This is a genomic window from Paraburkholderia sp. GAS448 (assembly GCF_050435685.1).
Taxonomy (GTDB): Bacteria; Pseudomonadota; Gammaproteobacteria; order Burkholderiales; family Burkholderiaceae; genus Paraburkholderia.
Genome location: NZ_JBNDKT010000012.1, coordinates 1 through 25,022, shown reverse-complemented (window position 1 = coordinate 25,022; position 25,022 = coordinate 1). Strand labels below are relative to the sequence as shown.

Genomic DNA, 25,022 nt, shown 5'->3' with positions numbered 1-25,022 from the left:
CGGGAAAGCGTCGTATCTGGTGATACGTCAGCACGCATGGCGCTATAGCGGCGCTTTAGTGGCGTGCATGCCGCTTCATTTGCTGTTCATGTGCCAGCCACGCCGTTCTGCAGAAAGAGCGACGAGGCGATCGATATGAGCAACTCGTAACAGCATTGGGTTCGACGGCCGATCGTTACGCGTGGCGAGGGCATCCGTGCTATCGGCCTGGTCGACGCGCAGCAGTGTCCGGTTTCATTGAACGCGTTGCTGCACGCTTCGTCGCTCACCGCACGGGGGTCGTAGCGCCCTCGCCCACCACCGTTGTCCAGGCCCGCACACGCCAGCGGGTAACGAGCCCCGCGCGTACATACGGATCGGCCTTCGCGAACGCTTCCGCCACTGCGGCCGAGTCCGCTTCGAAGAGCAGCATCGCGCCGTCCACCGGATCGGCAAGCGCGCCTGCGAGCAGCAGTTCACCGCGATCGACCGCTGCCCACGCGAGCTTCAGATGTTCAGCGCGGTAGTCGCCGCGCCGTTCGAGGTAGTCCGGCGATACGTCGTAGATCAACAGATAGTGCATGGCGTGTTCCTGTCCCGCTGTGAGTATGTCGATGATGCTACGACATCGCGCTGATGGCCGTGAGCATCGCTTGTGCGCTATCAGGGAAGAACCTCATGAGCCGGCTGTCAACCGAACCCTCGTGCCGTCCGTTTTGACGGACAGCTTTGCCATAATGGTGATGGCGATGGGCTCTTGCCTGCGACGCCCGCTCGCATGACTGCCAATAACGTTGACCAACGATGGAGTCTCACATGAAGATCCAAACCGCTCTCGCTGCTCTCGTCCTTGGCGGCCTGCTCGCCTCGCCCGTCGCTTTCGCTGACAACAGCCAGCAGTCGAAGATGACAGCCTGCAACAAGCAGGCAGGCGACAAAAAAGGCGATGAACGCAAAGCCTTCATGAAGAGCTGCCTGTCCGCTTCGGCGCCGGTGGCGGCGTCCGCACCCATGACCCAGCAGCAGAAGATGACAGCCTGCAACGCGCAGGCAGCCGGCAAGAAAGGCGACGACCGCAAGGCGTTCATGAAGGACTGCCTCAGCAACAAGGGCTGATCCCGACGAAGCTTTTAGCGGGTCCTTCGGCCCGCACCCTTTTCTGCATGCCGCGCCGCGCGTGACTTGTCCATCGCGGCATGCAATTCGCATCACCGCATTGCCCGTCACGGTTCGCTTCATCCAGCGCGCTCGACGCGTGCAACATTCCTCCTCCCCTTATTTGTGCCGCTTCGCAGGCCTGTGCGCCAGAGCCGGCCGTTTTCTTCTATGATGGCTGCGGAGACGGCCCAATACCCACAATCGAAGGCGCTGAATCATTGAGGCGCTCAAGGCCAGCAGGCCAAAGGGCCGCCGTCTTGTCGTTGATGCCGAAGAGCATTGAACGGAGGCAGGAATGGTTGGGAGACACAAGAACCGCTGGCTGAGGCGGTGGCTCGTCGTCATCATCTTCTGGGCGGTACCGGTGGCGATCGTCGCCGTGAACGAGATCCGCGAGGAGATGGCGTACAACGCGGTCGACCTCAACAACGCCCTCACCACCTGGCAGTTCACTGACGCGCAACGCGCTGCTGGCGCCCCCGCACACTGTCGCGGCGTACCCGACGACGCACGCGCGGCCGGCTGCCCAGCCGATGTGCTGGCGGCCAATGCCCCGCGCCAGCAGGAAGCACTCAACGAATACGAGGTGCGCAAGAGCACGCTCGCTGCGTATCTGTGGCATGCGTTCGTGGGTTACTGGGTCGTGCCTGCCGTCGTTCTTTTTCTGATCGGCGCCGTCATCGGTGGCATCCGGCGCGCGCTGCGGCGGCCCCAGCAGCCGGCCAAGGGCTCCGCCAATCACTGACTCTCGAAGCTGCTGAGGGGGATCGCCAGCGATCCTCACGCGACATCTCAGGGGTGTTGTGAGGGCTTTCTCGATACGCCCTGAGGTGAAGCGAAAAGCCCGATTGCGGATCGAAATGCGGTTTTGCGACAATACTTTCAGTTTTGTTTCAAAGCGGATAGGGGGCTGAAAACCGGTAAAAATGGCCGTGCGCGATGAGCGCCCATTCATCGCGGCCAGCCCCGAAAATGGCAAACGCCTCGCCGTGGAGATCAATCTGCAGGCCGCTTTAATGTGGGATTCGACAGGCCTGATAATCGGTAACAGTTACTTTACCGGCCTTGTTACTATGCTGCAAACGCCCACCACACAAGGCGCTCCGCGATATCGCGACATTCTCCTTCAAACTCCATGTGATATAACCTAAACAGGCGACCCGATTTAAAGGCCAGGTTGCGCCCAGGAACCACGATGGAGAAAAACGATGCAAAGACGAAACTTCATTTTGAAGACTACCGCTGCGCTCGCTTTCGGAAGCCTTTCACTCACGGGCTGTACCACGACAGGTGAACAGTCCAGTTCGGCTGCCACCAACATGTCGAAACGGCAGGCGATCGACGCCAGCGTCGACGGCACGATTTCGCGCCTCTATACCACGGTGCCGGGCTCTCGCGAGCTGATGTCGAAGGCCCGTGGCGTGCTCGTATTCCCGTCCGTGATCCAGGCGGGTTTCATCGTCGGCGGCCAGTATGGGGAAGGCGCGCTGCGCGTCGGCGGCAGCACGGTGGGCTACTACAGCACCGTTTCCGGATCGGTCGGGCTGACAGCAGGCGGGCAATCGAAAGCGATCATCTTCCTCTTCATGACGCAGGATTCGCTCGACAAATTCCGCAACTCGGACGGCTGGTCGGCGGGCGGCGACGCTTCCGTCGCGCTGGTGAAGGTCGGGGCGAACGGCGTCATCGACACGACCACGGCTACCGCGCCGGTCCAGGCATTCGTGCTGACCAACGCGGGGCTGATGGGCGATCTGTCGCTCGCCGGCACTAAGGTGACGCGCCTGAAGATCTAGGCGTACCCGTTCTGTCACACACCCCGGCGGGCGCTCGCCGGGGTATGTCGTCGCTGTCAGTGGTGTCATAGAGACACGCGCATCGCGGTCGCAACGACTTCCGTCATGCGCCGCGCACTTCGTGATACCCCCTCTTTAGCTCGACGACGTATCGATCACCTTGAAGCGCGAACGCTTCTGCGCACGAATCACGGACTGATAGGCGTTGACATACTGCTGCGCCATCCGGTGCGATGTGAAGCGCTCTTCGAAGCGCTGCCGCACGCGCTCGCGCGACAGCTTGTGCAGACGGTTCACCGCGGCGACCGCGCCAATTTCGTCCTCGACGATGAAGCCGGACACGCCGTCATCGAGCACCTCAGGCACCGAGCCGCGATTGAATGCGATGACCGGCGTGCCGCAGGCCATCGCCTCGATCATCACCAGACCAAAGGGCTCCGGCCAGTCGATCGGGAACAGCAGCGCATGGGCGCCCGACAGGAACTCCGCCTTCTGGTGATCGGCAATTTCACCGATGAATTCGACATGCGGTTGCGCCAGCAACGGTTTGATGTCGCGCTCGAAATATTCGCGATCCGCTGCATCGACCTTGGCCGCGACCCGGATCGGCAGGCCGCATTTCGCCGCAATCCGGATCGCGGTATCGACACGCTTTTCCGGCGAAATGCGCCCGAGGAAAGCGAGGTACTTCTGCGCGACCGGCTGCGGCGTATAGAGCGCTTCCGGCAAGCCGTGATAGACCGTGGTCAGCCACTTCGCCTGGGGCAGCGGTGCGCGCTGCGAGTCGGAAATCGAGATCACCGGTGCGGTGTTGAACGTATCGAACACCGGTTGCTGCTCAGGCAGATCGAGGCGGCCGTGCATCGTCGTCACGAACGGCGTGTCCTGGCGCTTGAACACCGAAAACGAGTAGTAGTCCATGTGGAAATGGAGCACGTCGAACTCGTCGGCCTGACGGCGGACCAGTTCCATCAGCAGCATGTGCGGTGCGACGCGGTCGCGGATGCCCGGATCGAGCCGCAAGGCGCGCGGCCACACGGGTTCGAGCTTCGCGCGCGTGACGGAGTCGCCGCTCGCGAACAGCGTGACGTCGTGGCCGAGGTCGACAAGCGCCTCGGTGATGTACGACACGACGCGCTCCGTGCCGCCGTACAGCTTCGGCGGCACCGATTCGGTCAAGGGAGCGATCTGCGCAATTCTCATTGTGTGTCTCCGTGAAACTGGGCCCTGGCTAACGGCCGCGGGCCTCTGCGGCGCCCGGCCACGCAAACGCCGGCACCTGTGATCTATCGACGCCGCTCATCTTTCGCGTTGTGATCGACGCGTGAAAGACGGGCGTAATAACACGATTATTATTCAACCTGCGCGAAAAAACCCCTGGTATTTCAATTGCTGCTCGCTGTTACAGTCGCGAAACACTCGCCAGGCGGCTCTGACGCGGCCAGATTCAGCGCACCGGCCATTTCCACGCGGGCAATTCCAGTGACGCGTCGTCGGCGATACGGGTTGCGCCGAACTGCTTTTCGAGCACGATGGACTGACTGCCGTCCTCGCGCTCCAGCGACGCGATGAGCCGCGCCGCGTGTGAAACGACCAGCACCTGCGAGTGCTGCGACGCCCGCGCGATCAGACGTCCGAGCGCCGGCAGCAGATCCGGATGGAGGCTCGTCTCCGGCTCGTTCAGCACGAGAAGCGCCGGCGGCCGTGGCGTCAGCAAGGCGGCGACAAGCAGCAGATAACGCAGCGTGCCGTCGGACAGTTCCGCACCCTTCAGCGGGCGCAACAGGCCATGCTGCTGCATCGTCACTTCGAAGCGGCCATCGTGATTCGTGATCGCGATGCGCGAGCCCGGGAAAGCGTCGTCGATCGCCTGATCGAGCGCGGCGGGGTCGCCGATCTCGCGAATCGTCTGCAAGGCCGCGGCCAGGTCAGCGCCGTCGTCACTGAGCACCGGCGTGTGCGTGCCGATCTGCGGCAGACGCACGGGAGAATCGGCGTCGGTGCGAAAGTAGTCGTAGAAGCGCCACGAGCGGATCTGCTCGCGCACCGCGATCATCTCGGGTGCGGTACGCGGGTCGGCGAACTCCGTCATCATGCTGTCGAAGCTCGCGACGGTATGCGGAAGGGTCTGCCATTCGCCTTCGTCGTCGCGCGTGCGAAGCGACGCGCCGTGACGGTCCACCAGCAGCGCCGACGGCCGCAGCAGCGGGCCGCCCCAGATGCATTCGCGTTTGATCACCGGATCGAGTGAGAACTGCGTGGGTCCGGGGATCGGCAGGCCGAGGTCAATGGCGTAGCCGAATTCGTCGCCGGCGAAGCCCAGCCGCAGACTGATCGGGTCCTTGCGGCGCGTGCCTTCGACGGCCTGCTCGCCCGCCAGCATTGCTCGCGAAAAACGCTCAGGACCGGCCCACAGCGTCGACTGCAGACCGCCCTCGCGAGCCAGCGACGGAATCACTCCACCGCGCGCGGTCACTGCGAGCAGGCGCAGCGCACGATAGACGCTCGACTTGCCGCTGCCGTTCGGCCCGGTCACGACGTTCAGTCTGGCAAGCGGCACGATCAGTTCGCGCAACGACCGGTAACCGGCGATGGCGAGCGTCGTCAGCATGGCGGCCCGACCGGCACGCTGCGCAGGTCGCCCAGAAACGAATCGCGCCACACGCCCAGGTCGTTCTTGCGCAGCGCGATCATGTTGATCTCATAGCGCCGCTTGCGCTCTTCGCCCGGCATGGCAAGCGCACGTTGCAGCGCTTCGCACATGCCGACGGAATCGTGCGGATTCACGATCAGCGCGCCTGTCAGTTCGGCAGCCGCTCCCGCGAACATCGACAGCACGAGCACGCCCGGATCGTCGGGATTCTGCGCGGCCACATATTCTTTCGCGACGAGGTTCATGCCATCGTGCAACGGCGTGACGAAGCCCACCTGCGACTCGCGAAACAGCGACATCAGTTTCCAGCGGTCGTATTGCTGGTTGAGGTAACGAATCGGCGTGTAGTCGAGCCCCGAGTAGCGGCCGTTGATGCGCCCTGCCTCGTACTCCAGATCCTGACGGATCTGCTGGTAGGTCGCGACGTCCGAGCGCGTCGGCGGCGCGATCTGCACGAGCGTGACATTGCCGCGCCATTCCGGCGAGCGCTCCAGCAACTGTTCGAACGACCTGAACCGTTCGACGAGCCCCTTCGAATAATCGAGCCGGTCGACGCTCATGATCAGCTTGCGTCCTTCGAGGCTTTGCTTCAGATCGAGCACGTGCTGACGGCTTTCGTAGCGTTCGGCCTGCTCGGCGATTTCGTCCGGGAACACGCCGATCCGGTACACGCCCGTGCGCAGCGTGCGGCCGAATGCTTCGACACGGTTGTCCCCGGTCACGCTGCCGCGCGCGTGACGCACGATGTAGTCATGGAACGCGATCTGGTCGGTGTCGGTCTGGAAGCCGATCAGGTCGTAACAACACAGCGACTTCACCAGTTCCTCATGCGGCGGAATATTCAGCAGGATCTGCGGAGCGGGAAACGGAATGTGCAGGAAGAAGCCCATACGGTTCGTCACGCCTTCCGAGCGCAACGCTTCAGCGAAGGGGATCAGGTGATAGTCGTGGACCCAGATGATGTCGTCGGGTTCGAGCAGCTTGATGAGCTTGTGTGCGAGCCACGAATTGACGCGCCGGTAGCCGGCGTATTCCTCGCGCTCGTAACGCGCCAGATCGGTGCGATAGTGGAACACGGGCCACAGCGTCGTATTCGAGAAACCGCGGTAGTACTGGTCGTAGTCCTTGCGCGTGAGGCCCGCTGTCGCGAACGTGACGGCGCCGTCACGTACGAGCGTCGGCCCGGCGTTCGCGACGGTTTCGCTTACCACGTCGCCGCTCCAGCCGAACCACACGCCGCCAGCGCTCTTCAGCGCGCCGAATATCCCGACTGCCAGGCCGCCCGCCGAGCCCTTCGTCTCAGTGGGCGCCGCCACGCGATTCGACACGACGATCAGCCGGCCCATATTGACTGCCCTCCCTGTATGCGTGCTGTGTCCCGTGACGCGCCGCGTGTGTCCGGTTCAGTTCTTCGACTGATTCGAAACCTGACCGGTTGCGGCCGCCGGCGCATCCGCCACGCCCGCCTTGCTGGCAGTCGCCGTACGCGGGTCGCTCGCCACGCGTTCGCCGCGACTCGCCACCGGATCGGCCTCGGTATGGGCGGCCGTGCTCGATGCCGGCGCCTGCGCGCTTTTCGGCATCCAGTCGAGCGTCCCGCCGTCGACCGTCTCAAGTTCCGCGGACACCTCGGCACGCGCGCGCGGCAGGTACTGCGGATAGTGCGTCTGCACGAAAACGAGCAGACCCTCGCGCACCCGGCAACGCAGATCCCAGTTCAGGCCCGAATCGTTCGAGCTGACGAGCACACGCAACTGCATCGCGCGGTCGGTCGCGTCGGTGACCTGCAGCACCTGCACGCGCCTGTCCCACTCGGGCGCCTGCTCGACGATGCGGCCAAGCTCCTCGCGCAACGGCGCAAGCGGCATCCGGTAGTCGACATGCAGAAACACGGTGCCGATGATCTGCGAGCTGCTCTTTGTCCAGTTGGCGAACGGGTTTTCGATGAACCATTGCAACGGCACGATCAGCCGGCGCTGATCCCACAGCCGCACCGACACATAGGTGCTGGTGATTTCCTCGATGCGCCCCCACTCGCCCTGGATGACAACGACGTCGTCGAGCCGCAGCGGTTGTGACAGCGCAATCTGCAGGCCGGCAATCAGGTTGCCGAGCACTGGCCGCGCCGCGATACCGGCGACGAGACCGGCCACCCCCGCCGAAGCCAGCAGGCTCGCGCCGATCTGCCGCACGTCCGGAAAGGTCATCAACGCCCCGCCGATGCCGACGATCACGATCACAAACATCACCGAGCGCGCCAGCACGCGGGCCTGCGTATGAATGCGGCGCGCCTGAAGGTTATCGGCGGAATCGAGCGGATGAGCCTGAATGATCGCTTCACCAATGGCCGCCGCCGAACGCACGGAGAGCCACGTGAGCGCGCCGATCAGCGCGAAAGCCGCGCCATCGCGCAGTGGCAGGATGAAGCGCAGGGTGTCGGGGGCTTCCGCCCAGACGAGTTCGACCAGAAGGATCGCAAGGACGAACAGCGCGGGCTTGTCGATATAGCGCAGGATCACGCTGATGACCGGATACGGTCCCGCAATCCGCTTGAGCACGCGCCCGCCGATCCGGTGCACACCGATCGCAAACAGCACCGCGAGCGCCGTCACGATGGAGGTGCCGAACCAGCCGTGCAACGGCGCATCACCGAGGTTGGGCAGGTCTTCGATCTTGAGCATGAGGGGCGTCTTCCTCGTTGGGTTGCGGGGAAACGGATCCGCCTGCCTGCGGCGCAGACCGGGTCGCCTGATGACGACAGCGCGCGACAGGCACACCACACCGCGGCGACAGGAAACGCCGAAGACGCAGGCGGGCGGGCGGCGCTGTCTGCGCGCGGCCCGCTAAAACTCGAACCCGGTCAGACGCGACCCGGCCGCCCGTTCAGCTGCCCGTCTTGCAAGGAAATGCCTTGCCGAGCCCGAGCGAAATTGCCGTGCTCGCGTTGTAGCCCGCCACCATCGGATTCTCCGCGATGTATTTGCGGACCGCGTCGGTCAACTGCTGCGAGTGCGCATCGGGCGGCAGGCAGAAATACTGCCCGACACGCGGGCCCGTCGTGCCGCCGATCGCGTCGATTGTGTTGAAGACGCCGTCCGCCACTCCCTCGATATACGCGCCGCACGCGCTACGCGACGCCACGTCGGTTTTTGTACACAGCTTGTTGAGGTCGCCTCCCGTGAACGCGGCTGCCGAAAGCGGTACGGCGAGCGCGCTGGCGCAAATCAAAACCCGCAGCATAGTTTCCCTTTTATGTGAGCGGTATGAGGAGCAGTGTCGAGCGGTCTGACGCCGCATCTGATCGGCGCGGCACCGGTCGCCGCGCCAAGGCTGCTATTTTGCACTTTTACTGCGCGGCTGGGGTGCTCGCAGGCATCTGCTTCTGGGTCTGCTGCATGCGCGCCGTCAGTCCTTCGATGACGTCCGGCTCCTTGTACTGTTTCGCGAAATCGAGCGCCGTCATGCCGATCTGGTTTTTCACGTTCATGTCTGCACCGTTGTCGAGCAGCAGCTTGACCGTCGAGACGTGCCCGCCGCGGGCCGCCATCATCAGCGGTGTCGTGCCGTTCGGCGAACCGGCGTCGACATAGGCCGAATGGTCGAGCAGAAGCTTCACGATCTCGTCGTTGCCGTTCGCGGCCGCGTAGTGCAGCGGCGCCCAGCCTTTCTTGTTCACCTCGGCACCCTTCTCGATCAGGATCTTCACGATGGTGACGTCGTCGTTCAGCGCGGCCATCATCATGGCGTTCTCGCCCACCTTGTCGGTGATTTCGATGTCGGTCTTCGAGTTCGCGATCAGTGCGGCGACGACCTTGTCCGACTTTTCACGCGCGGCGATCACGAGAAGCGGCATGCCCTGGTTGTCGGTCAGGTTCGGGTCCATGCCCTGCGCAAGCTGCTTGTTGACTTCCTTGACGTCGTCGAACTTCACCGCCTTGATCATCGTGTCGGCCGGGGTGGCCTGAGCGGGCAGCGCGCCGAGCACCGCGAACGCCATGCCGCCCGTGATCGCCAGACGGGCGAGACGGGTCAGCCCGCGCCGCGCCGCCGAATGCGCGCCGGATTCGCGTGGGCCGCGATAACCGGTCGAGGCGTTTCCATTTCCACGTGTCTGAGTCGCAATATTTTTCATAGATTACTTTAGGAAACTTCCCTATCCATTTGATCGTTATGAATTTTTTCGTCAGGCGGAGACAGGCTCCGGAATCCTGAACAGGCGGAAAAAATTCTGTGTCGTCGCGCTGGCGAGATCGGCTTCGGCCATCTCACGCTGCTGCGCGATGAAGCGTCCGACATAACTTACGTACGCAGGTTCATTAGGCTTGCCGCGATACGGGACCGGCGCGAGGTACGGCGAATCGGTTTCGATCAGGAGACGCTCGAGCGGCACCCGGCGAGCAACGTCCTGTACGTCGGTCGCGCTCTTGAATGTGACGATGCCCGACAGCGAGATGTAAAAATTCTGTGCAAGCGCCTTTTCCGCGACATGCCAGGGCTCGGTGAAACAGTGCATCACGCCGCCCGGCACGCCCGCGCGCTCTTCTTCCATCAGGCGCAGCGTGTCTTCCCACGACGAACGCGTATGGACGATGAGCGGCTTGTTCGTCGCGTGCGCGGCGCGGATATGCGTGCGAAAGCGCTCCCGCTGCCATTCCATGTCGGCGATCGTACGGCCTTCAAGGCGGTAGTAGTCAAGGCCCGTTTCGCCGATTGCGACCACCTTCGGGTGTGCCGCAAGCTCGACCAGCTCCGCCACCGACGGCTCCTGCACGTCCTCATGGTCCGGATGCACGCCGACCGACGCGTACACGTTGTCGTAGGAGCGGGCGATTTCCAGCACCGATGGCAGCGTTTCGAGATCGACCGAGACGCACAGCGCGTGCGTGACCGAGTGCGAGCGCATGTTTTCCAGCACCTGCGGCAGGCGGTCCGCGAGTCCTTCGAAATTGATATGGCAGTGTGAGTCGACAAACATGGTGGTGTCCTGCAAGTGTGGCGGGTCTGCGGTGAGCCTGTGGTGGCGCTGCGGGTGGCGCTTCGGGCGGCTCTTCAGGCAGCGCTGTCGAGCCGCAGCCCGAGGATCACGAGATCGCGCTCGACGCCATCCAGCACCGCCACACGCGGCAGCGTGCCCCAATCGGTAAAGCCAAAGCTGTGGAAGAGGCGCAGGCTGGGCTCATTGTGGCCGAAGACGAAACCGAGCACGCTATCGATCTCGAGACCGGGCGCCGCCTCCAGCGCGGCGGCCAGCAACATTTTGCCGAGCCCCTTGCCACGGGCGGCTTCGTCAAGATAGATGCTCACTTCGGCAGTCCGCGAATAGGCCGGGCGGCCGTAGAAATCCGAAAAGCTGAGCCACGCGATCACCCGGCCGCCTTCTTCGACCACCCACAGCGGACGCGTCTTCGGCCCATGCGCGTGAAACCACGCCTCGCGGCTTTCGACGCTCACCGGCTCCAGATCCGCCGTGACCTGGCGCGACGGCACAGTCGAGTTATAGATGGCAACGATGGCGGGCAGGTCGTCGAGCGTGGCGTCGCGGTATTTAAGACTCATGGTTTCGATGTGAAAAAGACGACGATAAAGCAGTCCGATTGACCGGGTGAATTTGACTACGCAAACAGATCGCGGTAACCGATAAACAGTTCTTCGAACACGAGGCGCGCGTTCAGCGGATGGTTCTCGACGGCCCGCTGGCGTGTCACGGTCCTCATGAAGCGGGCAAAGGCGCTCGCGTCCACCTGAGCGGCGCAGCGCGCCAATGCCGCGGAGGCGTCCGGAAAATAGCGTGGCGCGCCTGCCGCGCGCTGCGCCAGCAGGTCGTAGAGCCAGCGCTGCAGCCAGCCGAGGACAAGCGGTACGGGCAGTTTCTGCAGCGTCTCGCCACAGGCGAACGCATCGCAGTTCGGGCCGGCAGCCAGTTGCCTGAGCGTCCAGTCGCGCAGCGCGCGGCTTTCGTCGCTGGCGAGCGCGAGCGCTGTGAGCGGCGCGCCGCCGGCTTCGGCGAGCAGCGCGGGTGCAGCGTCGATGCCTTGCGCCGCCAGCCACGCGGTAGCGGCCTCCGGTGCGGGCGTCGGCATCGGCCACTGGCGGCAACGGCTGATGATCGTCGGCAGCAACCGGTCGATGCGTGCCGATACCATCAGGAACACCACGCCGGCCGGCGGTTCTTCGAGCGTTTTCAGGAGCGCGTTCGCCGCCGCGACGTTCAGCGCCTCGGCGGGATAAAGAACGACCACGCGCGCGCCGCCGCGATGCGAACCGACGCCGACGAAGTCCAGCAGCGCCCGCACCTGCTCGATCCTGATTTCCTTGCTGGGCGCGCGGGCTTTCTTGCCGTTGCCGTCGTCGGCGTCGGCCTTTTCGGCCTTGGCGTCTTCCGCGGCAGCAAAGCCGGATTCGGCCGCGAGCGCTTCGGGCAGCACGATCCGGTAGTCCGGGTGATTGCCCTGCGTGAACCAGTTGCAGGCGACGCATTTTTCGCACGGTTCGCCGTTCGCGAGCGGCGCTTCGCACAGCAACCCTTGCGCCAGGTGTTGCGCAAAGCGCAGCTTGCCGATGCCGCCCTGTCCATGGAGCAGCAGCGCGTGCGGCCAGTGCGCTCGCAACTGTTGCAGGCGGTCCCAGTCATCGGTTTGCCACGGATAGATCATCGTTTATCTTTTGATTCAATCGGTTAGACGTGGTTTTTCATTTGTTGGGCGAAATAAAGACGCGCCCATAAAATCTGCTTATATTTTTACAAAATCAAATACTTGCGATGATTTCATGAAGCTGTTTCTGGATCTGGGCAATGGTGTGCGTCGAATCGATGACGGCAAACCGGTACGGCGCCTCTTCGACGCGCCGCAGATATTCGTCGCGTGTCCTTGTAAAGAACGCGTCGGATTCGCTCTCGAAACGGTCCGGCTCGCGCACGGCACCCCGCCGTTCGCTGGCCGTCTCCGGCGACAGGTCGAACAGTATCGTCAGGTCCGGCTGAAAACCGCCCTGCACCCACCGCTCCAGCGCCTCGAGCTTGTCGCGCGGCAGGCCACGCCCACCGCCCTGGTACGCAAAGGTCGCGTCGGTAAAACGGTCGGACAGCACCCAATCGCCCCGCGCCAGAGCCGGCTCGATCACCTCGGCCAGATGCTGGCGGCGCGCCGCGAACATCAGCAGCGCCTCCGTCTCGAGGTCCATCGGCTGATGCAGCAGGATCTCACGCAGCGCTTCGCCAAGTTTCGTGCCCCCCGGCTCGCGCGTCATGACGACGGCATGTCCGGTCGCCGCGACCTTTTCGGCCAGACGGTCGCGGAACCAGCCCAGATGGGTCGTCTTGCCGGCGCCATCGATGCCTTCGAACGTGATGAATTTGCCCCGCGCCATCATTGTCCTCGGATGTATTTGTCGACGGCCTTGTTGTGATCGTCGAGTGTGTCAGAAAAGATACTGCTGCCGTCGCCGCGCGACACGAAGTACAGCGCCGTGGTCTGCGCCGGGTTCAGCGCGGCCTGCAGCGACGCGACGCCGGGCAGCGCGATCGGTGTCGGCGGCAGGCCCATGCGGGTGTAGGTATTGTAGGGAGTGTCCGTCTGCAGGTCGCGCTTCTTCAGGCGCCCCTCGTAACTGTCGCCGAGGCCGTAGATCACGGTCGGATCGGTCTGCAGGGGCATGCCGACCCGCAGCCGGTTCGCGAAAACCGCCGACACCATCGGCCGGTCGGAGGCCTTGCCGGTCTCCTTTTCGATGATCGACGCCATCGTCAGCGCGTCGTACGGCGTCTTGTACGGCAGGCCGGGGGCGCGCGCGGCCCAGGCTTCGTCAAGGCGCAGCTTCATCAACCGGTAGGCGCGCCGGTAAATGTCGAGGTCGCTCGTGTCCTTGTCGAACAGGTAGGTATCGGGGAAAAAGAGACCCTCGCCGTTACCGATCGGGGCTTCCGGCGCGCCGATCGCCGCCAGCAGGTCGGCGTCGCTCATGCCGGCCGTGTCGTGCTTCAGCGCGGGGTTGGCGTCCAGTTCGGCGCGCATATGACGGAAAGTCCAGCCCTCGATGATGGTCGCAACGTATTCGTTGACGTCGCCGCGCGCCAGCTTTTGCAGCACCTCATAAGGCGTGATGCCGGCCTTGAATTCATAGTTGCCGGATTTCAGCTGACTTTGCAGGCCAAGCAAACGGGTCATCAGCACAAAGAGTTCAGGTTCGACCGGCACGCCGCCACGGTTCAATTGCGCGGTCACACTGCGCAGGCTGCTGTGCGGCTTGATCGTCACGTCGAGCTGTGCAGGGGTCAGGTCAATTGGACTCGTGGCCCAGTGATACACGCCGGCAACGGCGGCTGCCACCAGCGTGACCAGGATTACGCCGGCGATGAGACATTTCTTCAGGAGGGACACGACAAGGAACGGTTTGGGGTTAAGACAGCAAGCAATTGATTTTGAACAGGAAAGTCTCGCGCCAGTCAGCTTTGAGGCGTTGCCTGTTTATAGGCTTTTCGGCCCTTTTCGCCCTGTATTGTATAGATGTGGGCACGAACTGGGCACATCAATCCCTCCCCACATCGGCAGCGCCATCACCTTGCGGGCCGACCTGTCGCCGACCTGGCACGTTGATAGACACTCAATGGAGCTTGTTGTTCATCGCCGGCCGCTTTGGACCAGTCTTGCGCGGTGGCAGCGGACGAGGCTCGGCGTCCATCTCCCCAGCGGGAAACCGGGGCCCGGTTACGACATGAGCGGCCGCGAACTTTCCGGCACGGCGACACGGCAAAGTTGGCCGATGCATCGACATATACGTTCAACTGGCCTTAGCGAAAGGAGATCGAGGCAATGTCGATGGCAACCAGCAGCGGCTCGTCAATCTTCTGGCCATCAGCGTCACGAGCGAACACGCGCCGGGCCGTCGGCACCAGGATGCCGTCAAAGTCCTGATAGTTCGACGCATAGTTTGCGCCGGTAGCGCCACCCATGACGTCCACGGTGTAATCATGGCGCCGCAGCAGACCATCCGGACCGAAGTACGAAATCTGCTCGCGTGAATGCGTTTCGATGGAACCTGGGAACGTCACTTTCAAGCGCCGCCATTGCTCACCGTCTTCATGCCACGGCGACAACTCCTCGGTCGCGACACCGGGATACGTATAGAGAAACGGCGTGCTGAAATAGGTCCACAGCGCATAACTGCAGAAATATGCCGCATGAAGATCGTCCCAGGGCGTCTGCTGGCTATGACCGGCGAAGGATGAACGCGGATTGTCGCGACTCTCGAGTACGCGCCCATCGGTCGATTCGACGGCGATGCGGCCCGGGGTAAAGGAGGAGTGTCGATCGGGCGCTGTGAAAGAGCGGATTTCGACACGCTGGGCGTGCATATCTATTGCGGCGACAATGTGCCTGAACATATCTGGCTTCTGTTTGATATGCCAGATGGCCCCTGTGATTGACATTTCGGCTTCGAGCGTTCTGAACGCATTCCAACGCGCAAGGCCTCCATGGGCCTCAATAGCCAGCTTCAAAAGATCATTTGTCATGTCGTTTCCTGTAGGGCGGGTCTGCTCCGGTGGCCTATCGCCTGTCCGATGCAGGTTCCTGAACTGCGGTGATGCGCGCCGGGATGGTGGAGCGACTCGTGTCAGCCCGCCGTCACCAGACGACGAGAGCCGCTCGCCCGCACCGTAGGTCCCCTCTCGTGGGATACGGGTATCGAACGCCTCCAGCACGAACGCCGTCTTCTGCGCAGAGATCGCCGGTAGCACGTGTCCGGCAGGCGTCCGTTCAGCCGCCCAGCACTTCCAGCATTTGCGCATTCAAGCCATTGACGAAAGCATGCTCGCCGGGTCCCGGGTTCTCGCGGAACTGCTTCGCACCTTCAACCAGAACCTCATCCACATCCGTTCCGAGGACAGCGATCGTTTCGTCGATGAAGGTGTCAAGCGGCATCGCCTGTTCGGCCTCGCGGCTGTTCATGAGGTCCGTGCGCACCCAGGGCGGTGCGATCTCGAGTACGCGAACCTTCGTGTTCTGCAGCATGAAGCGTTGCGAGAGGATGTACGAATGCAGCGCCGCCTTGGTCGACGAGTACACCGCCGTCACGGCCAGCGGAACGAAAGCCAGGACCGAGCTGGTATAGGCGACGACAGCGTCGTTCCTGGTCTTGAGGTGATCGATCAGCGCGGACGTCATGCGGATCGGCCCCATGAGGTTGGTCGTGATGGTGGACACCATCAGCGCGTCGTCGATGTGGCCACCCGCCTCGTCAGGCTGCATGATCCCCGCGTTGTTGATCAGCACGTTGAGATCGGGATAGTCCGCGATCAGTTGTGCCGCCACCTTGCCGATGCTGGCCGGGTCGGCAATGTCGAGCTCGATTGCAGCCATACCGGGATTCGCCGCCACCACCTCGTCGAGATGGCTGCGCCGGCGCCCGCTGATGATGACCTTGTTGCCGCGCTTGTGGAGCGCCTCGGCCAGCCCGCGGCCAATGCCCGAACCGCCGCCCGTGATGAAGATCGTGTTTCCGGTGAGTTTCATGATCGTTTCCTGTTGAAGTTGCTGTAGATGGGGGTTGCGCGGTCAGGCGGGGAACTGGTCGCCGAACATCGGCAAGCCGCTCACGGATTCGCCCCGGCTCGCTTCGTCCTGAAGGACGTCCCAGTGTTCGGCGAGCTTGCCGTCTTCGAAGCGAACGATGTCGGCTGCAATCCACGCTGCGGGCCTGCCGATCCCACTGAAGCGGCCATGCGCGATGACATAATCACCGTCGGCCACTATCAGATGGTTCTCGTAGCGCGCGGTGTCAGGCAGCGTGCGAACCAGGTCGAACAGGCCGTCGCGTCCCGGCGCAATATGGGCGCTATGCTGAATGTAGCGGTCGGACCAGAAGCGCTCAGCTGCCATGTAGTCGCGCTTGTTGAACAGGGTGTCGAACGCTTCCAGCACAAGCGCCTTGTTCTGTTCAGGGGTTGTCTTCGTCATGTCACAGTCCTCTTTGAAGGTTCAGATGACGACGCGCTCAGGCGTCAGATAACCGTTGTGCCCCCTGCTGCCTGAACATTCAGGTAAAGAGGGTTATACTTAAGACAATGGTGAATGACATTGTCATTGAGGTGGAGTGTGAGCGGCCGCGCTGTCAATGTCAATGGTGATCGACATTGTATTTTTCGATGGATCTTATTGGGTCGCTATCGGCCGAAGGGAGGGGAAGTGGGTGTTTCCAGGCAGCAGGCGATTGAAAACCGGCGCGCGATCGTGGCAGCCGCCGAGAAGCTGTTTCGCGAGCGCGGCGTCGATGCGGTCGGGCTCGCCGAGCTGATGAAGGCGGCGGGCTTTACGCAGGGCGGTTTCTACAACCACTTCGAATCAAAAGACGCGTTGGTCGCCGCAGTCATGGAAAAGGCGATGGAAGATGGTGGAGAGACTTTTGCCTCCATACTCGAAAACGCCAGGTCGGCTGACGCCGATCCGGTCAGGCAACGGATCGAGTGGTACCTCTCGCCCGAGCATCGCGCGAATATCGATGCGGGGTGCCCCTTGTCGGGTTTTGTGGGCGACGCCCGACGGCTCGGCGACGTGGCGCGCGGCTCTTACGTGGAAGGTCTCGCGGCGAACCTCAAACAATTCGCCAAGGTCATCGAAGAGACTGAGGGGATCAACGAAGGCAGCCGCCGGAAGGCGATCGCTTTGTTCAGCCAGATGGTCGGTACGTTGCTGCTTTCGCGTGCTGTTGCAGACGTTGACCCGGCTCTCGCGGATGAAATTCTTGACGAGGGTCGCGAGCATCTCCTCGCCGCCGCGGATGCGCAACGCGGAAAACCGTCACGTAGACATTCGCGCCGAGCGTAGACCACCACGGCATCAAAGGCTTTCGAGCGATGAAATCACACCAGGGGCGTGCACTTGCAGAACGCTGGAGTTTTGCAAGGCCGTTGCCCGAGCGGTTCGGTTTCCCGATTGTCGAGTCGTCTGGCTGCTATCGCGGCGCTGATCTCCCTCCTGTGGCACAGGGTCAGCGACGAACTCCCGCACCCGAACGGCGCCTATTCGGCTTCCCATCCGGCTTGACGAGCGTTTTGATAGAAATCGCGTCGCGTTCCAGCGCGAGCGGCAGCTCTGCCTTCAAAAGCTCGATCCACGCCCGCGTCTTCGCTTCGAGAAACTTCCTCGAGGGCATCAGTACATAAACACCGACATCAGGCGAGCGCCACTGAGGCAAGACATGCACGAGGTCGCCTCTGCGCAACTCATCCAGCACAGCAAATCCCGGCAACAGCGCAATGCCTGGTCCGCTGCAAGCCGAGCGCCGAACCACTTCTGGATAATCGCCGACCAGCGGCCCCGCAGGCTGAATCGAATGCGTCGTCTTCCCATCCGTCAACTCCCAGGCGAGTGTGGTCGACGAGTTGACGAGGCGCAGGCAAGTTGGATTTCTTGCAGTCTGGCCGTTGACGTAGAGGTAACTTCCTCGACTTGCACTCCCATCGTACGCGGCAGTTACAGTCCCAGAAGGCGACGACCTTGCAGCCCTTGACGCGCTGGTGGCCGCCGAAGCCCAGATTGTCGCCGCCCTTTTTGGCCGCGTTGGTGGTGCCGCCGCCGTGGGTGACGCGCATCTATGCAGCCAGATTTAGAATTTACCGGGGCGTTGTTGAGCCAGCCAGTCTGGTGTGCGGCATCCGTTGCTCGACGGGCGGCACTCCGCTTTCTGTCAGGACGACCAGATACTTTGCGCTTGTTTTCCGATGTTGCCGGGCCTCCCGATAAGCCGCGCTTTCATGCCAACTTTTTGCGGCATCCCTTGAGGGGAACTCATAGACCGTTACTCCCTGCACGGGACCCTGTCCTTCCAGGATCAGGAACCGGCCATGATCCATTAGAACCCGGGCCTTGTAACCCGTCAGCGTTTCATTCACGCGCTGCCAATACGTATTGAGCGCCCCCTGGTCGACAATTTCACGGCAAATGGCGACGACGTAGACAGGCTTGTCGGCGCTGCGTTGACTGACAGGAGCGACCCCACTCTCCACGACCATGCCGAGATAGTCGTTGCCATTCGTTCGGTCTTTGCGGGCCTCTACGTATGCGTCACCGTTGAACCACTCGACCGTCTGCTCAAAGGGAGGGAACTCAGCTATGACAACTCCCTCGACGCGCTCATCCTGATCCGCGTCGAGCACCTCGCAGGGGCCATACCCTGCGAGCACATCGACATTATTCCTGGGGTAGACCGCCGGCGCGTCCCGCCAGTAGCGCTCAAGTCCCGCCCGGTTTCTCACCGCCTGGCAGATGTAAACAAGATAATTAGACATGGTGTGCACCTCCTCTCTTCGTTGATGCCCAGGTCCGCTTTGGGCGTGCGCAGCGTATATCGTTTCAAAAGGCGGCGTCATGGAGGCAATCCGTAGGCGGCGTAACGAGGCCACGCTGGCCGGGCAGACCGGCACCGGCAAGAGCCACATGGCGCAGGCCTTCGGTCATTGTGCTGCCCGCCAGGGGCACAACGTCCTGTTCATCTCGCAGACCGAACTGTTCAAGCGACTGAACGCCGCGCGCGCCACGGGCTGCTACGACAGAAAATTCCAGCAGTTGGCCTGGGTGCCGCTGCTGATCGTCATCGACTTCGCCCTCAGCCACTGCGTGTGCCCCTCGACGAGGACTTGCACGTTCTTATCGCGGCCCGCTCCGCGCTCCTTGACCATCCTGACGTCAAACCTCGACCTCGAGGAATGGGGCGCCGCCTTCTCCGATAACCGGGTGCTCGGCGTCGCGACGCTCGACCCGCTACGCCACGGCGCCTACCGCCTGGTGTTCGAAGGCACTAGTCGGCGAGACCCGAAACCGATGCCCGAACCGCCCGAAAATCCGGTTGCCAAAACCGGCAAAAACCGCAATCTCGAAACCGTTCGAATCCGCGTTTTACTCCCGTTTCTACTGGCCTCATTACGCCGTCCATCGACAATGTAGCATCGCTCACTGTCAGTTTCTGTCAGGAGGTTTCGCCTCGCTATACTCGTCACTTAACTGAACGTAGAAGTCGCGGATCAAGTCGGCGCGCCTCGCGGGGTAGCTCTCGGCATTGACGTAACCGGTCGCAAGCCGCCTGCACGTTCGAATCGCCGACCGGAGTGGCGGAGCGCGTCATTGCGATGGAACCAGATGGCATTGCGCGGCGTCACGGAAACGCCGGAATCGTCGGGTCCGTTCCCTGGATGTCGGCCTCGGCGTGATGCAGCTTGATCACCTCCTCGATTTCTTCGACGCGATCTTTCGCGACGTCGACCATCATCAGCAGTTCGCCTTTTTCTATAGCCTGTTTAAAGCGCTTGAGCCGCGTATTCGGTACATCGACGCCAATCATCGTCGCCGTCCATGCACCAAAGCCGGCGCCACAGAGCGTGATTGCCACGACCGCGCCGCCTGCGATCGTCAGGCCCGCCGGCGGGAACGCCAGTGCGACCAGTCCGACCAGCGTCCCCGTGAGGCCGCCCATCGCCGCCCCTCTCGCGAGGGCGGGCAACAGATCGCTTCGTTGCGCCAGGGTTGCTTCCGGTAAATCCTTGAGCGGCAGATTGTGATTGGCGATCACGTGGATATGTCGCCACTCGACCCGCAATAACAGAAGTTCGTTGATGATCATCTGTGCACTATGCACATTCGGCAATAGAAAATAGATACGTCTCATGTCCTTCTCCCGAACGGTGGTTCACCAGTCCCGAAGCATCGGGAAGGTGTCTTGTCCATACCGCAACCCGAGTGAGGTTATTCCCGAAGAACTGGCGTGTTGGCGACCAACCGGGAATAAATCGCCCGTACTTGCGATTTGATTCGGGTTCACTGATCGGAGTGGGTGACGCGATCGCCAATGCATCATGTTTTGCCTGCAACCTTGATAGCTTTGGGAATAAGCAGCGCCCATTCCCGGTATTCCGTAGTGTGAGCGCGCCTGATGAAGACTGCAGCGTTTCGATCCTCTCACATTGAAACGAGCAGAGAAAAGGAGACCGCGGCGTCCAACCTTCTCGCCCACTGGATTCTGGTCGGTTGCGATGCATACGACGAGTATGTGTTTGCGCCATCGATCAACGAATCCTATAGCAGCGAATGGTGGCTTTGCGTCGAGCCTCTTTTCGACAGGCAAAGCTTCTACGACGCATGTGATCCGATCGAACCCGGTTGAGTCTTTCGGGCGCTTCATGATGCAGAATCAGCAACTTCCTGTCATTTAAACTGGAGTCCAAAGTGAATAGACCAACCATGATTCTCGCCCTGATTCTCGTCGCCGGAGCGGGCATTGCGATCAACGCGCAGGCTCAAGAAAAGACCCGGGCGCAGGTGCGGCAGGAGCTGATTGAGGCCGAACGCAACGGTCTGAATTTCGTGAGTGACACGTCGTACCCCGACGTTGCGCCAATCTTTGAACAGCAGGTCGCGCGGCTCAAGCAGCAAAACAGCGACAGTGGGATGGGTGTTGCAACGACAGGCACAAGCGATGCCGGCCACATCAAACGGGAGACGCCTCCTTCAGATCCGTCAGCCTGCGTTGGACCTGTCAGCTTCTGCACGATTTATTCCGGCTCTTGAGCCACACGTCGACGTGCTTCACTAGTCCCCCGGCAAACCGGGTCCCTTGTTTGAAGGAGTCAAGATCATGAAAAAGCTTGCCCTGCTGGCGTTGACGCTCAGTGCGGTCGTCAGCTCCACAGTGACTTTTGCACAGTCCGCGTCCGTCCCGCTCACCCGAGCACAGGTCCGCGCCGATCTCATCAGGCTCGAACAGGCCGGATACAATCCGTCGGCTGTCAACGACGTGACCTATCCTGCCGATATCCAGGCTGCGGAGGCGAAAGTAGCCGCCCAGGACGCTGGGCAGCAAGCCGCCACGCCCCAGCAGCAGAAAAGCGACAGTGGCATGGGCGCCGAAATGAAAGGCACGAGCGACTCCGGCCACAAAAAGCAAGATACGCCTCCCTCAAATCCGTCGACCTGCGTCGGACCTGTCAGCTTCTGCAATCTTTATTTCGGCTCTTGAGCCACACGCCATCGTGCTTCGCTAGAAGTGATTTCATAAACGCCCCGTGTTAACTTCTCGTGTGCCGTGTTAACTTGCCTGGCATGGCACAACGAGAAAAACTTGCAGAAGAGCAAGGGTACGAAGCCTTCGAAACGCCGCAACATGAAAGCTTGGCAAGTCGGGGCGTCCGTGCTGACGAAGCTTCCGGGAACCCGCGCCGTTGCGCGCTCGTTGCAAGCTTGTCCCCTGCGAGGAAGGCAAGTAGACATGCGGTTTCCGGAGGTCCAGCGGGTAGACAGAAATCACATGCTATTCACGCGCTTTCGGTCGGGATCCCACACCAGTGCACCGATCTGCTGCCGTCACTTCGTGTACGGAAAACGCAGGGACACCGCAATCGCCGGCGAAGAAGAGAAAACTGGCTAGACGCGCGACGGAGTATGCTGTTCGGCGCAAGAAATACTGCTGATCGCGCACCTCAATCCCATCGAGCGCCGCGGACCGACGCGATCCTCGGCGGAAATCCTGAACCCCATAAACTAGAAGCTGTTCAACTCATCGCTGATGCGTGAGTCGCGTGCGCTCGATTTCGTCAGTCGCTTGATCGACAATAGTAATATTCCTGCAGGCACGCTTCGAAAGATCCAGCTCCACAGTGATGTGTCAAGGCACGTGGTCGCCGGGCTTGGCGTCGCAAGCAACTGAGGTCCGGGCTGGCGTTTCTCAAAAGGCTCCACGACCTTGCCGGCAAGACGATGGATGCATGACCAAACACGCATTGCAACAACCTCGAACCGGGCCCCGCCGGTCGGTGTCCCAACGAGATGCCTCTGATCGAGAGGGTGGAGCGCAGATCATGTCGCACTTTCCCAGTTTTCAAAGATGGCGGCCGGCGGGAGTGCGATCGGTTCGGCTGACCACCGGACTGGTGCTGTTCACCTATGTAGCGACACATCTCCTCAATCATTCGCTGGGGAATATCTCGCTCGCGTGGCTGGAGCGTGGTCTGCTTGTACAGAAGTTCATCTGGCAGGGATGGCTTGGAACAGGCGTGCTGTACAGCGCGCTACTGACGCATTTCTTCCTCGGTCTGTGGGCTCTGTACGAGCGACGCTCGGTGCATTGGAATTGGGGTGAGGCGACGCAACTCGTCCTCGGCTTGTGCATTCCGCCGCTGCTAGCCAACCATCTCGCCAATACGCGGGTCGCATTTGCCGCGTTTGGCCTGAACAAGGGTTACGCGCAGTTGTTGTACTCGTTCTGGATCGCTTCGCCGTTCTTCGGCTGGGCGCAGCTAATCCTGTTGGTGGTCGCATGGTCGCATGGGTGTTGTGGCGTCTGGTTCTGGTTGCGGTTAAAGCCATGGTTTGGGGTGTGGCGGAGCGTGCTGCTGAGCGTCGCCGTGCTGCTCCCGGTGCTCGCGCTGCTAGGCTTCCTGCAAGGCGGGCGGGAAGTGATCGCGCTTGCGCAGGATCCCGTCTGGCGCGCCACGGCGACTCGGCCAGCGGTCCTCGGGACAGAATTGCAAAATCTCTGGCTCGCCGATCTGCGCAACGACTTTTTGCTCTTCGATGGTGGTGCGCTGCTGTTGGTACTTGGAGCGCGGCTGCTGCGCACCATCCGGGAGCGTCGGCACGGACGGCTCTGCATCTTGTATCCAGACGGGCACAAGGTATTCGCGCCGCTTGGATTTTCGGTGCTGGAAGCCAGCCGGATGGCCGGCGTCCCCCACGCCAGCACGTGCGGTGGCCGTGCCCGATGCACATTGTGCCGGGTGCGCGTGCTCAGCGATGTGCCGCTGCCCACGCCAGCCGAGGCGGAGCGGCGTGTCCTGGAGCGACTGGGAGTTGACTCGCAGACAGTGCGTCTTGCGTGCCAGTTGCGGCCAATCCATGATCTCTCCGTGTGGCCACTGGTGCCGCCGGCCGCATCCATGGCCTTCCTGCAACCGCGTCAGCGGGACGTGATGCCGCAAGAGCGATTCGCGGCGTTCATGTTCGTGGACATGCGGGGTTCCACACAGCTTGCGGCGGCGCAACTACCGTTCGACAGCATATTCGTAGTCAGTCGCTTCCTTAGCGCTGTCTGTGCCGCGGTGGTCCAGGCGGGGGGGATACCAAACCAGTTCATGGGCGACGCTGTGCTCGCGATCTTTGGCTTACGCAGCGAGCCGGCCATTGCCTGCCATCAGGCGCTCTGCGCGGTGCCGTTGGTGGCAGCCAACATCGATCAACTCAACGCTGCGCTCGAGCAGCAGCTGCAAACGCCCATCCGGTTTGGTATTGGATTGCATTGCGGCCGGGCTGTAATGGGTGAGATTGGCTTTCGCGACCATGTGACATTCACGGCAATTGGTGACCCACTGAACGTGGCCTCGAGACTTGAGGAACTGACAAAAGAAATCGCTTGCGATGCTATCGTGTCCGAACAGGTATTCCAGCATGCCGGCGTTTCGGCGGCAGACCTGCCGCAGCTTGATGCACACCTGAAAGGCCGCCATGACCCGGTTCCTGTCCGTGTGCTGTCGAAGGCATCCCAGATGCCTCAGACCTGACAGCACTTCGCGATATTGTGTGGCACTCAGCACACGCCGCGAAAAAGGGGTAGTGTCGACAGCGAGCGGGCGCCAAACGGAAGCGCATTAACGACTCTTGATGCTTAGGATACCGATGTCCTGAGAGGATGGTAACTACGTCTGGCCGCACGAATATGGCAACAACAGGCGACCCGCTAGAGAGCCCCGTAGTGAATCTCGATGCCTGAGCGTTGCTCAATCGTGTTGTAGTTTGTTGCGAGCCAGGCGCCCGCCTCCGCCCTGCCCTTCTCGTGAAGAAAGCAGAGGTAGTCCCAGTCGGCATTGAGCTTGCCTGACACGCCGAGCGCAGGCAACATGCGCTCGGCTACGCTGTCACAGCCAAACAAGCGAGAGCGCACCTACTTGATGGTAATCGTCTGCTTCATATATGGGTGTATGGCGCAGAACACCTTGTAGACACCCGGTTTATCGAACTTGAACTGAAAGGTGTCGTTCTGATCGAGCGCGCCGGAGCGGAACAGGCCGGCATCGTTGACAACCGTATGCGGTTCGCCATCGAGATTTTTCCAGGTCACGGTCGACCCAGCATTGACCGTGAGCGACATCGGCGAAAACATGAAGTTCTTTATCACGACGACATTGGACTCCTGCGCCTGCACAGCGGAGAAGTCAGCCGATGCGGCCATGAACATCGCGACTCCGGCGGAGACCACAATGGCGCGGCGAAGGGTAGTGGCTGGCATGACATGGCTCCTGGTTTATAGCACGGTGCGGCAATTCAAACGAGTGTCGCGTCGGTAAGTGTCGCCTTCAGCGGGTGGCGCACGATCTTGATGCTGGTCACGCCAAGCATCCTCGGAAGCTGATCGCTCGCCACCTTGAGCGGCCCAGGTCCGGGGCCGTTGCCGGCCGT

Annotated in this window: 28 protein-coding genes and 1 pseudogene; 8 read left to right on the top strand and 21 right to left on the bottom strand. The window is 61.8% G+C overall.

The annotated features are described in order from the left end of the window. Window positions 1–265 precede the first annotated feature (265 nt). On the bottom strand, window positions 266–562 hold the full coding sequence (locus tag P3T23_RS21870; RefSeq protein WP_429318207.1) for a YciI-like protein: 297 nt from the start codon (window positions 560–562) through the stop codon (window positions 266–268). A gap of 233 nt (window positions 563–795) precedes the next feature. Between P3T23_RS21870 and P3T23_RS21865 the strand changes: the two genes are divergently transcribed. From P3T23_RS21865 to P3T23_RS21855, 3 genes are all read left to right on the top strand, one after another. Continuing rightward, window positions 796–1,095 carry a PsiF family protein gene (locus tag P3T23_RS21865; RefSeq protein ID WP_429318206.1) on the top strand — a complete coding sequence of 100 codons (300 nt, stop codon included), beginning with the start codon at window positions 796–798 and terminating at the stop codon, window positions 1,093–1,095. Window positions 1,096–1,432: 337 nt separating this feature from the next. Then, on the top strand, window positions 1,433–1,882 hold the full coding sequence (locus tag P3T23_RS21860; RefSeq protein WP_429318205.1) for a hypothetical protein: 450 nt from the start codon (window positions 1,433–1,435) through the stop codon (window positions 1,880–1,882). 463 nt (window positions 1,883–2,345) lie between these two features. Then, complete coding sequence (locus P3T23_RS21855; RefSeq protein WP_429318204.1) at window positions 2,346–2,933, top strand: BPSL1445 family SYLF domain-containing lipoprotein; 588 nt, start codon at window positions 2,346–2,348, stop codon at window positions 2,931–2,933. A 135-nt stretch (window positions 2,934–3,068) separates the two neighbouring features. Here P3T23_RS21855 and P3T23_RS21850 read toward each other — a convergent pair whose 3' ends face one another. From P3T23_RS21850 to P3T23_RS21785, 14 genes are all read right to left on the bottom strand, one after another. Further along, window positions 3,069–4,136 carry a glycosyltransferase family 4 protein gene (locus P3T23_RS21850; protein ID WP_429318203.1) on the bottom strand — a complete coding sequence of 356 codons (1,068 nt, stop codon included), beginning with the start codon at window positions 4,134–4,136 and terminating at the stop codon, window positions 3,069–3,071. Between the two features lie 244 nt (window positions 4,137–4,380). Next, window positions 4,381–5,544, bottom strand: coding sequence for an AAA family ATPase (locus P3T23_RS21845; RefSeq protein ID WP_429318202.1), 1,164 nt, complete (start codon window positions 5,542–5,544; stop codon window positions 4,381–4,383). After that, on the bottom strand, window positions 5,538–6,932 hold the full coding sequence (gene otsA, locus P3T23_RS21840; RefSeq protein ID WP_429318201.1) for an alpha,alpha-trehalose-phosphate synthase (UDP-forming): 1,395 nt from the start codon (window positions 6,930–6,932) through the stop codon (window positions 5,538–5,540). Before otsA ends, P3T23_RS21845 begins: the two co-directional genes overlap by 7 nt. Before the next feature lie 57 nt (window positions 6,933–6,989). After that, the gene (locus tag P3T23_RS21835) at window positions 6,990–8,267 is read right to left on the bottom strand and encodes a mechanosensitive ion channel family protein (protein ID WP_429318200.1); all 1,278 of its coding nucleotides are present in this window, start codon (window positions 8,265–8,267) and stop codon (window positions 6,990–6,992) included. Window positions 8,268–8,469: 202 nt separating this feature from the next. Continuing rightward, entirely contained in the window at window positions 8,470–8,826 is a 357-nt protein-coding gene (locus P3T23_RS21830) for a Rap1a/Tai family immunity protein (protein WP_133663209.1), read from the bottom strand. A gap of 106 nt (window positions 8,827–8,932) precedes the next feature. Beyond that, complete coding sequence (locus P3T23_RS21825) at window positions 8,933–9,718, bottom strand: ankyrin repeat domain-containing protein (RefSeq protein WP_429318199.1); 786 nt, start codon at window positions 9,716–9,718, stop codon at window positions 8,933–8,935. A 51-nt stretch (window positions 9,719–9,769) separates the two neighbouring features. Further along, the gene (locus tag P3T23_RS21820) at window positions 9,770–10,561 is read right to left on the bottom strand and encodes a TatD family hydrolase (RefSeq protein WP_429318198.1); all 792 of its coding nucleotides are present in this window, start codon (window positions 10,559–10,561) and stop codon (window positions 9,770–9,772) included. Between the two features lie 74 nt (window positions 10,562–10,635). Further along, window positions 10,636–11,142, bottom strand: coding sequence for an N-acetyltransferase family protein (locus P3T23_RS21815; protein WP_429318197.1), 507 nt, complete (start codon window positions 11,140–11,142; stop codon window positions 10,636–10,638). Window positions 11,143–11,198: 56 nt separating this feature from the next. Then, window positions 11,199–12,239 carry a DNA polymerase III subunit delta' gene (locus tag P3T23_RS21810; RefSeq protein WP_429318196.1) on the bottom strand — a complete coding sequence of 347 codons (1,041 nt, stop codon included), beginning with the start codon at window positions 12,237–12,239 and terminating at the stop codon, window positions 11,199–11,201. A 94-nt stretch (window positions 12,240–12,333) separates the two neighbouring features. After that, complete coding sequence (tmk, locus tag P3T23_RS21805; RefSeq protein WP_429318195.1) at window positions 12,334–12,954, bottom strand: dTMP kinase; 621 nt, start codon at window positions 12,952–12,954, stop codon at window positions 12,334–12,336. Continuing rightward, the gene (mltG, locus tag P3T23_RS21800; RefSeq protein WP_429318194.1) at window positions 12,954–13,964 is read right to left on the bottom strand and encodes an endolytic transglycosylase MltG; all 1,011 of its coding nucleotides are present in this window, start codon (window positions 13,962–13,964) and stop codon (window positions 12,954–12,956) included. The genes tmk and mltG overlap by 1 nt, the downstream gene beginning before the upstream one ends. Before the next feature lie 410 nt (window positions 13,965–14,374). Beyond that, window positions 14,375–15,097, bottom strand: coding sequence for a hypothetical protein (locus P3T23_RS21795; protein ID WP_429318193.1), 723 nt, complete (start codon window positions 15,095–15,097; stop codon window positions 14,375–14,377). Window positions 15,098–15,341: 244 nt separating this feature from the next. Beyond that, window positions 15,342–16,097 carry an SDR family oxidoreductase gene (locus tag P3T23_RS21790; protein ID WP_429318192.1) on the bottom strand — a complete coding sequence of 252 codons (756 nt, stop codon included), beginning with the start codon at window positions 16,095–16,097 and terminating at the stop codon, window positions 15,342–15,344. A gap of 42 nt (window positions 16,098–16,139) precedes the next feature. Then, window positions 16,140–16,541 (bottom strand): nuclear transport factor 2 family protein, encoded by a 402-nt coding sequence (locus tag P3T23_RS21785; RefSeq protein ID WP_429318191.1) that lies wholly within the window; start codon window positions 16,539–16,541, stop codon window positions 16,140–16,142. A 228-nt stretch (window positions 16,542–16,769) separates the two neighbouring features. Here P3T23_RS21785 and P3T23_RS21780 point away from each other — a divergent pair, with 228 nt between their 5' ends. Beyond that, window positions 16,770–17,408, top strand: coding sequence for a TetR/AcrR family transcriptional regulator (locus P3T23_RS21780; protein ID WP_429318410.1), 639 nt, complete (start codon window positions 16,770–16,772; stop codon window positions 17,406–17,408). A gap of 163 nt (window positions 17,409–17,571) precedes the next feature. Here the strand turns inward: P3T23_RS21780 and P3T23_RS21775 are convergent, their stop codons facing one another. Both P3T23_RS21775 and P3T23_RS21770 read right to left on the bottom strand, forming a co-directional pair. Further along, window positions 17,572–17,979 carry a LysR substrate-binding domain-containing protein gene (locus P3T23_RS21775; RefSeq protein ID WP_429318409.1) on the bottom strand — a complete coding sequence of 136 codons (408 nt, stop codon included), beginning with the start codon at window positions 17,977–17,979 and terminating at the stop codon, window positions 17,572–17,574. Window positions 17,980–18,196: 217 nt separating this feature from the next. Next, window positions 18,197–18,871, bottom strand: a complete 675-nt coding sequence (locus tag P3T23_RS21770) for a DUF1330 domain-containing protein (protein WP_429318190.1) — start codon at window positions 18,869–18,871, stop codon at window positions 18,197–18,199. A 79-nt stretch (window positions 18,872–18,950) separates the two neighbouring features. On the opposite strand from P3T23_RS21770, the gene P3T23_RS21765 reads away from it, so the two are divergent. Next, complete coding sequence (locus P3T23_RS21765; RefSeq protein WP_429318189.1) at window positions 18,951–19,526, top strand: ATP-binding protein; 576 nt, start codon at window positions 18,951–18,953, stop codon at window positions 19,524–19,526. Between the two features lie 208 nt (window positions 19,527–19,734). Here P3T23_RS21765 and P3T23_RS21760 read toward each other — a convergent pair whose 3' ends face one another. After that, complete coding sequence (locus P3T23_RS21760) at window positions 19,735–20,244, bottom strand: DUF1269 domain-containing protein (protein ID WP_429318188.1); 510 nt, start codon at window positions 20,242–20,244, stop codon at window positions 19,735–19,737. Between the two features lie 572 nt (window positions 20,245–20,816). Here P3T23_RS21760 and P3T23_RS21755 point away from each other — a divergent pair. The 3 genes from P3T23_RS21755 to P3T23_RS21745 all read left to right on the top strand — a co-directional run bounded on the left by P3T23_RS21755 (window position 20,817) and on the right by P3T23_RS21745 (window position 24,127). After that, window positions 20,817–21,143, top strand: a complete 327-nt coding sequence (locus tag P3T23_RS21755) for a DUF4148 domain-containing protein (protein ID WP_429318187.1) — start codon at window positions 20,817–20,819, stop codon at window positions 21,141–21,143. Window positions 21,144–21,210: 67 nt separating this feature from the next. Continuing rightward, entirely contained in the window at window positions 21,211–21,591 is a 381-nt protein-coding gene (locus P3T23_RS21750; RefSeq protein WP_429318186.1) for a DUF4148 domain-containing protein, read from the top strand. Between the two features lie 838 nt (window positions 21,592–22,429). After that, complete coding sequence (locus tag P3T23_RS21745) at window positions 22,430–24,127, top strand: adenylate/guanylate cyclase domain-containing protein (protein WP_429318185.1); 1,698 nt, start codon at window positions 22,430–22,432, stop codon at window positions 24,125–24,127. A gap of 176 nt (window positions 24,128–24,303) precedes the next feature. Here P3T23_RS21745 and P3T23_RS21740 read toward each other — a convergent pair whose 3' ends face one another. The 3 genes and pseudogenes from P3T23_RS21740 to P3T23_RS21730 all read right to left on the bottom strand — a co-directional run. After that, window positions 24,304–24,465, bottom strand: coding sequence for a hypothetical protein (locus tag P3T23_RS21740; protein ID WP_429318184.1), 162 nt, complete (start codon window positions 24,463–24,465; stop codon window positions 24,304–24,306). Between the two features lie 42 nt (window positions 24,466–24,507). Next, the gene (locus P3T23_RS21735; protein WP_429318408.1) at window positions 24,508–24,801 is read right to left on the bottom strand and encodes a cupredoxin domain-containing protein; all 294 of its coding nucleotides are present in this window, start codon (window positions 24,799–24,801) and stop codon (window positions 24,508–24,510) included. An 86-nt stretch (window positions 24,802–24,887) separates the two neighbouring features. Then, window positions 24,888–25,022, bottom strand: a pseudogene (locus P3T23_RS21730) (metallophosphoesterase); the annotation flags it as partial.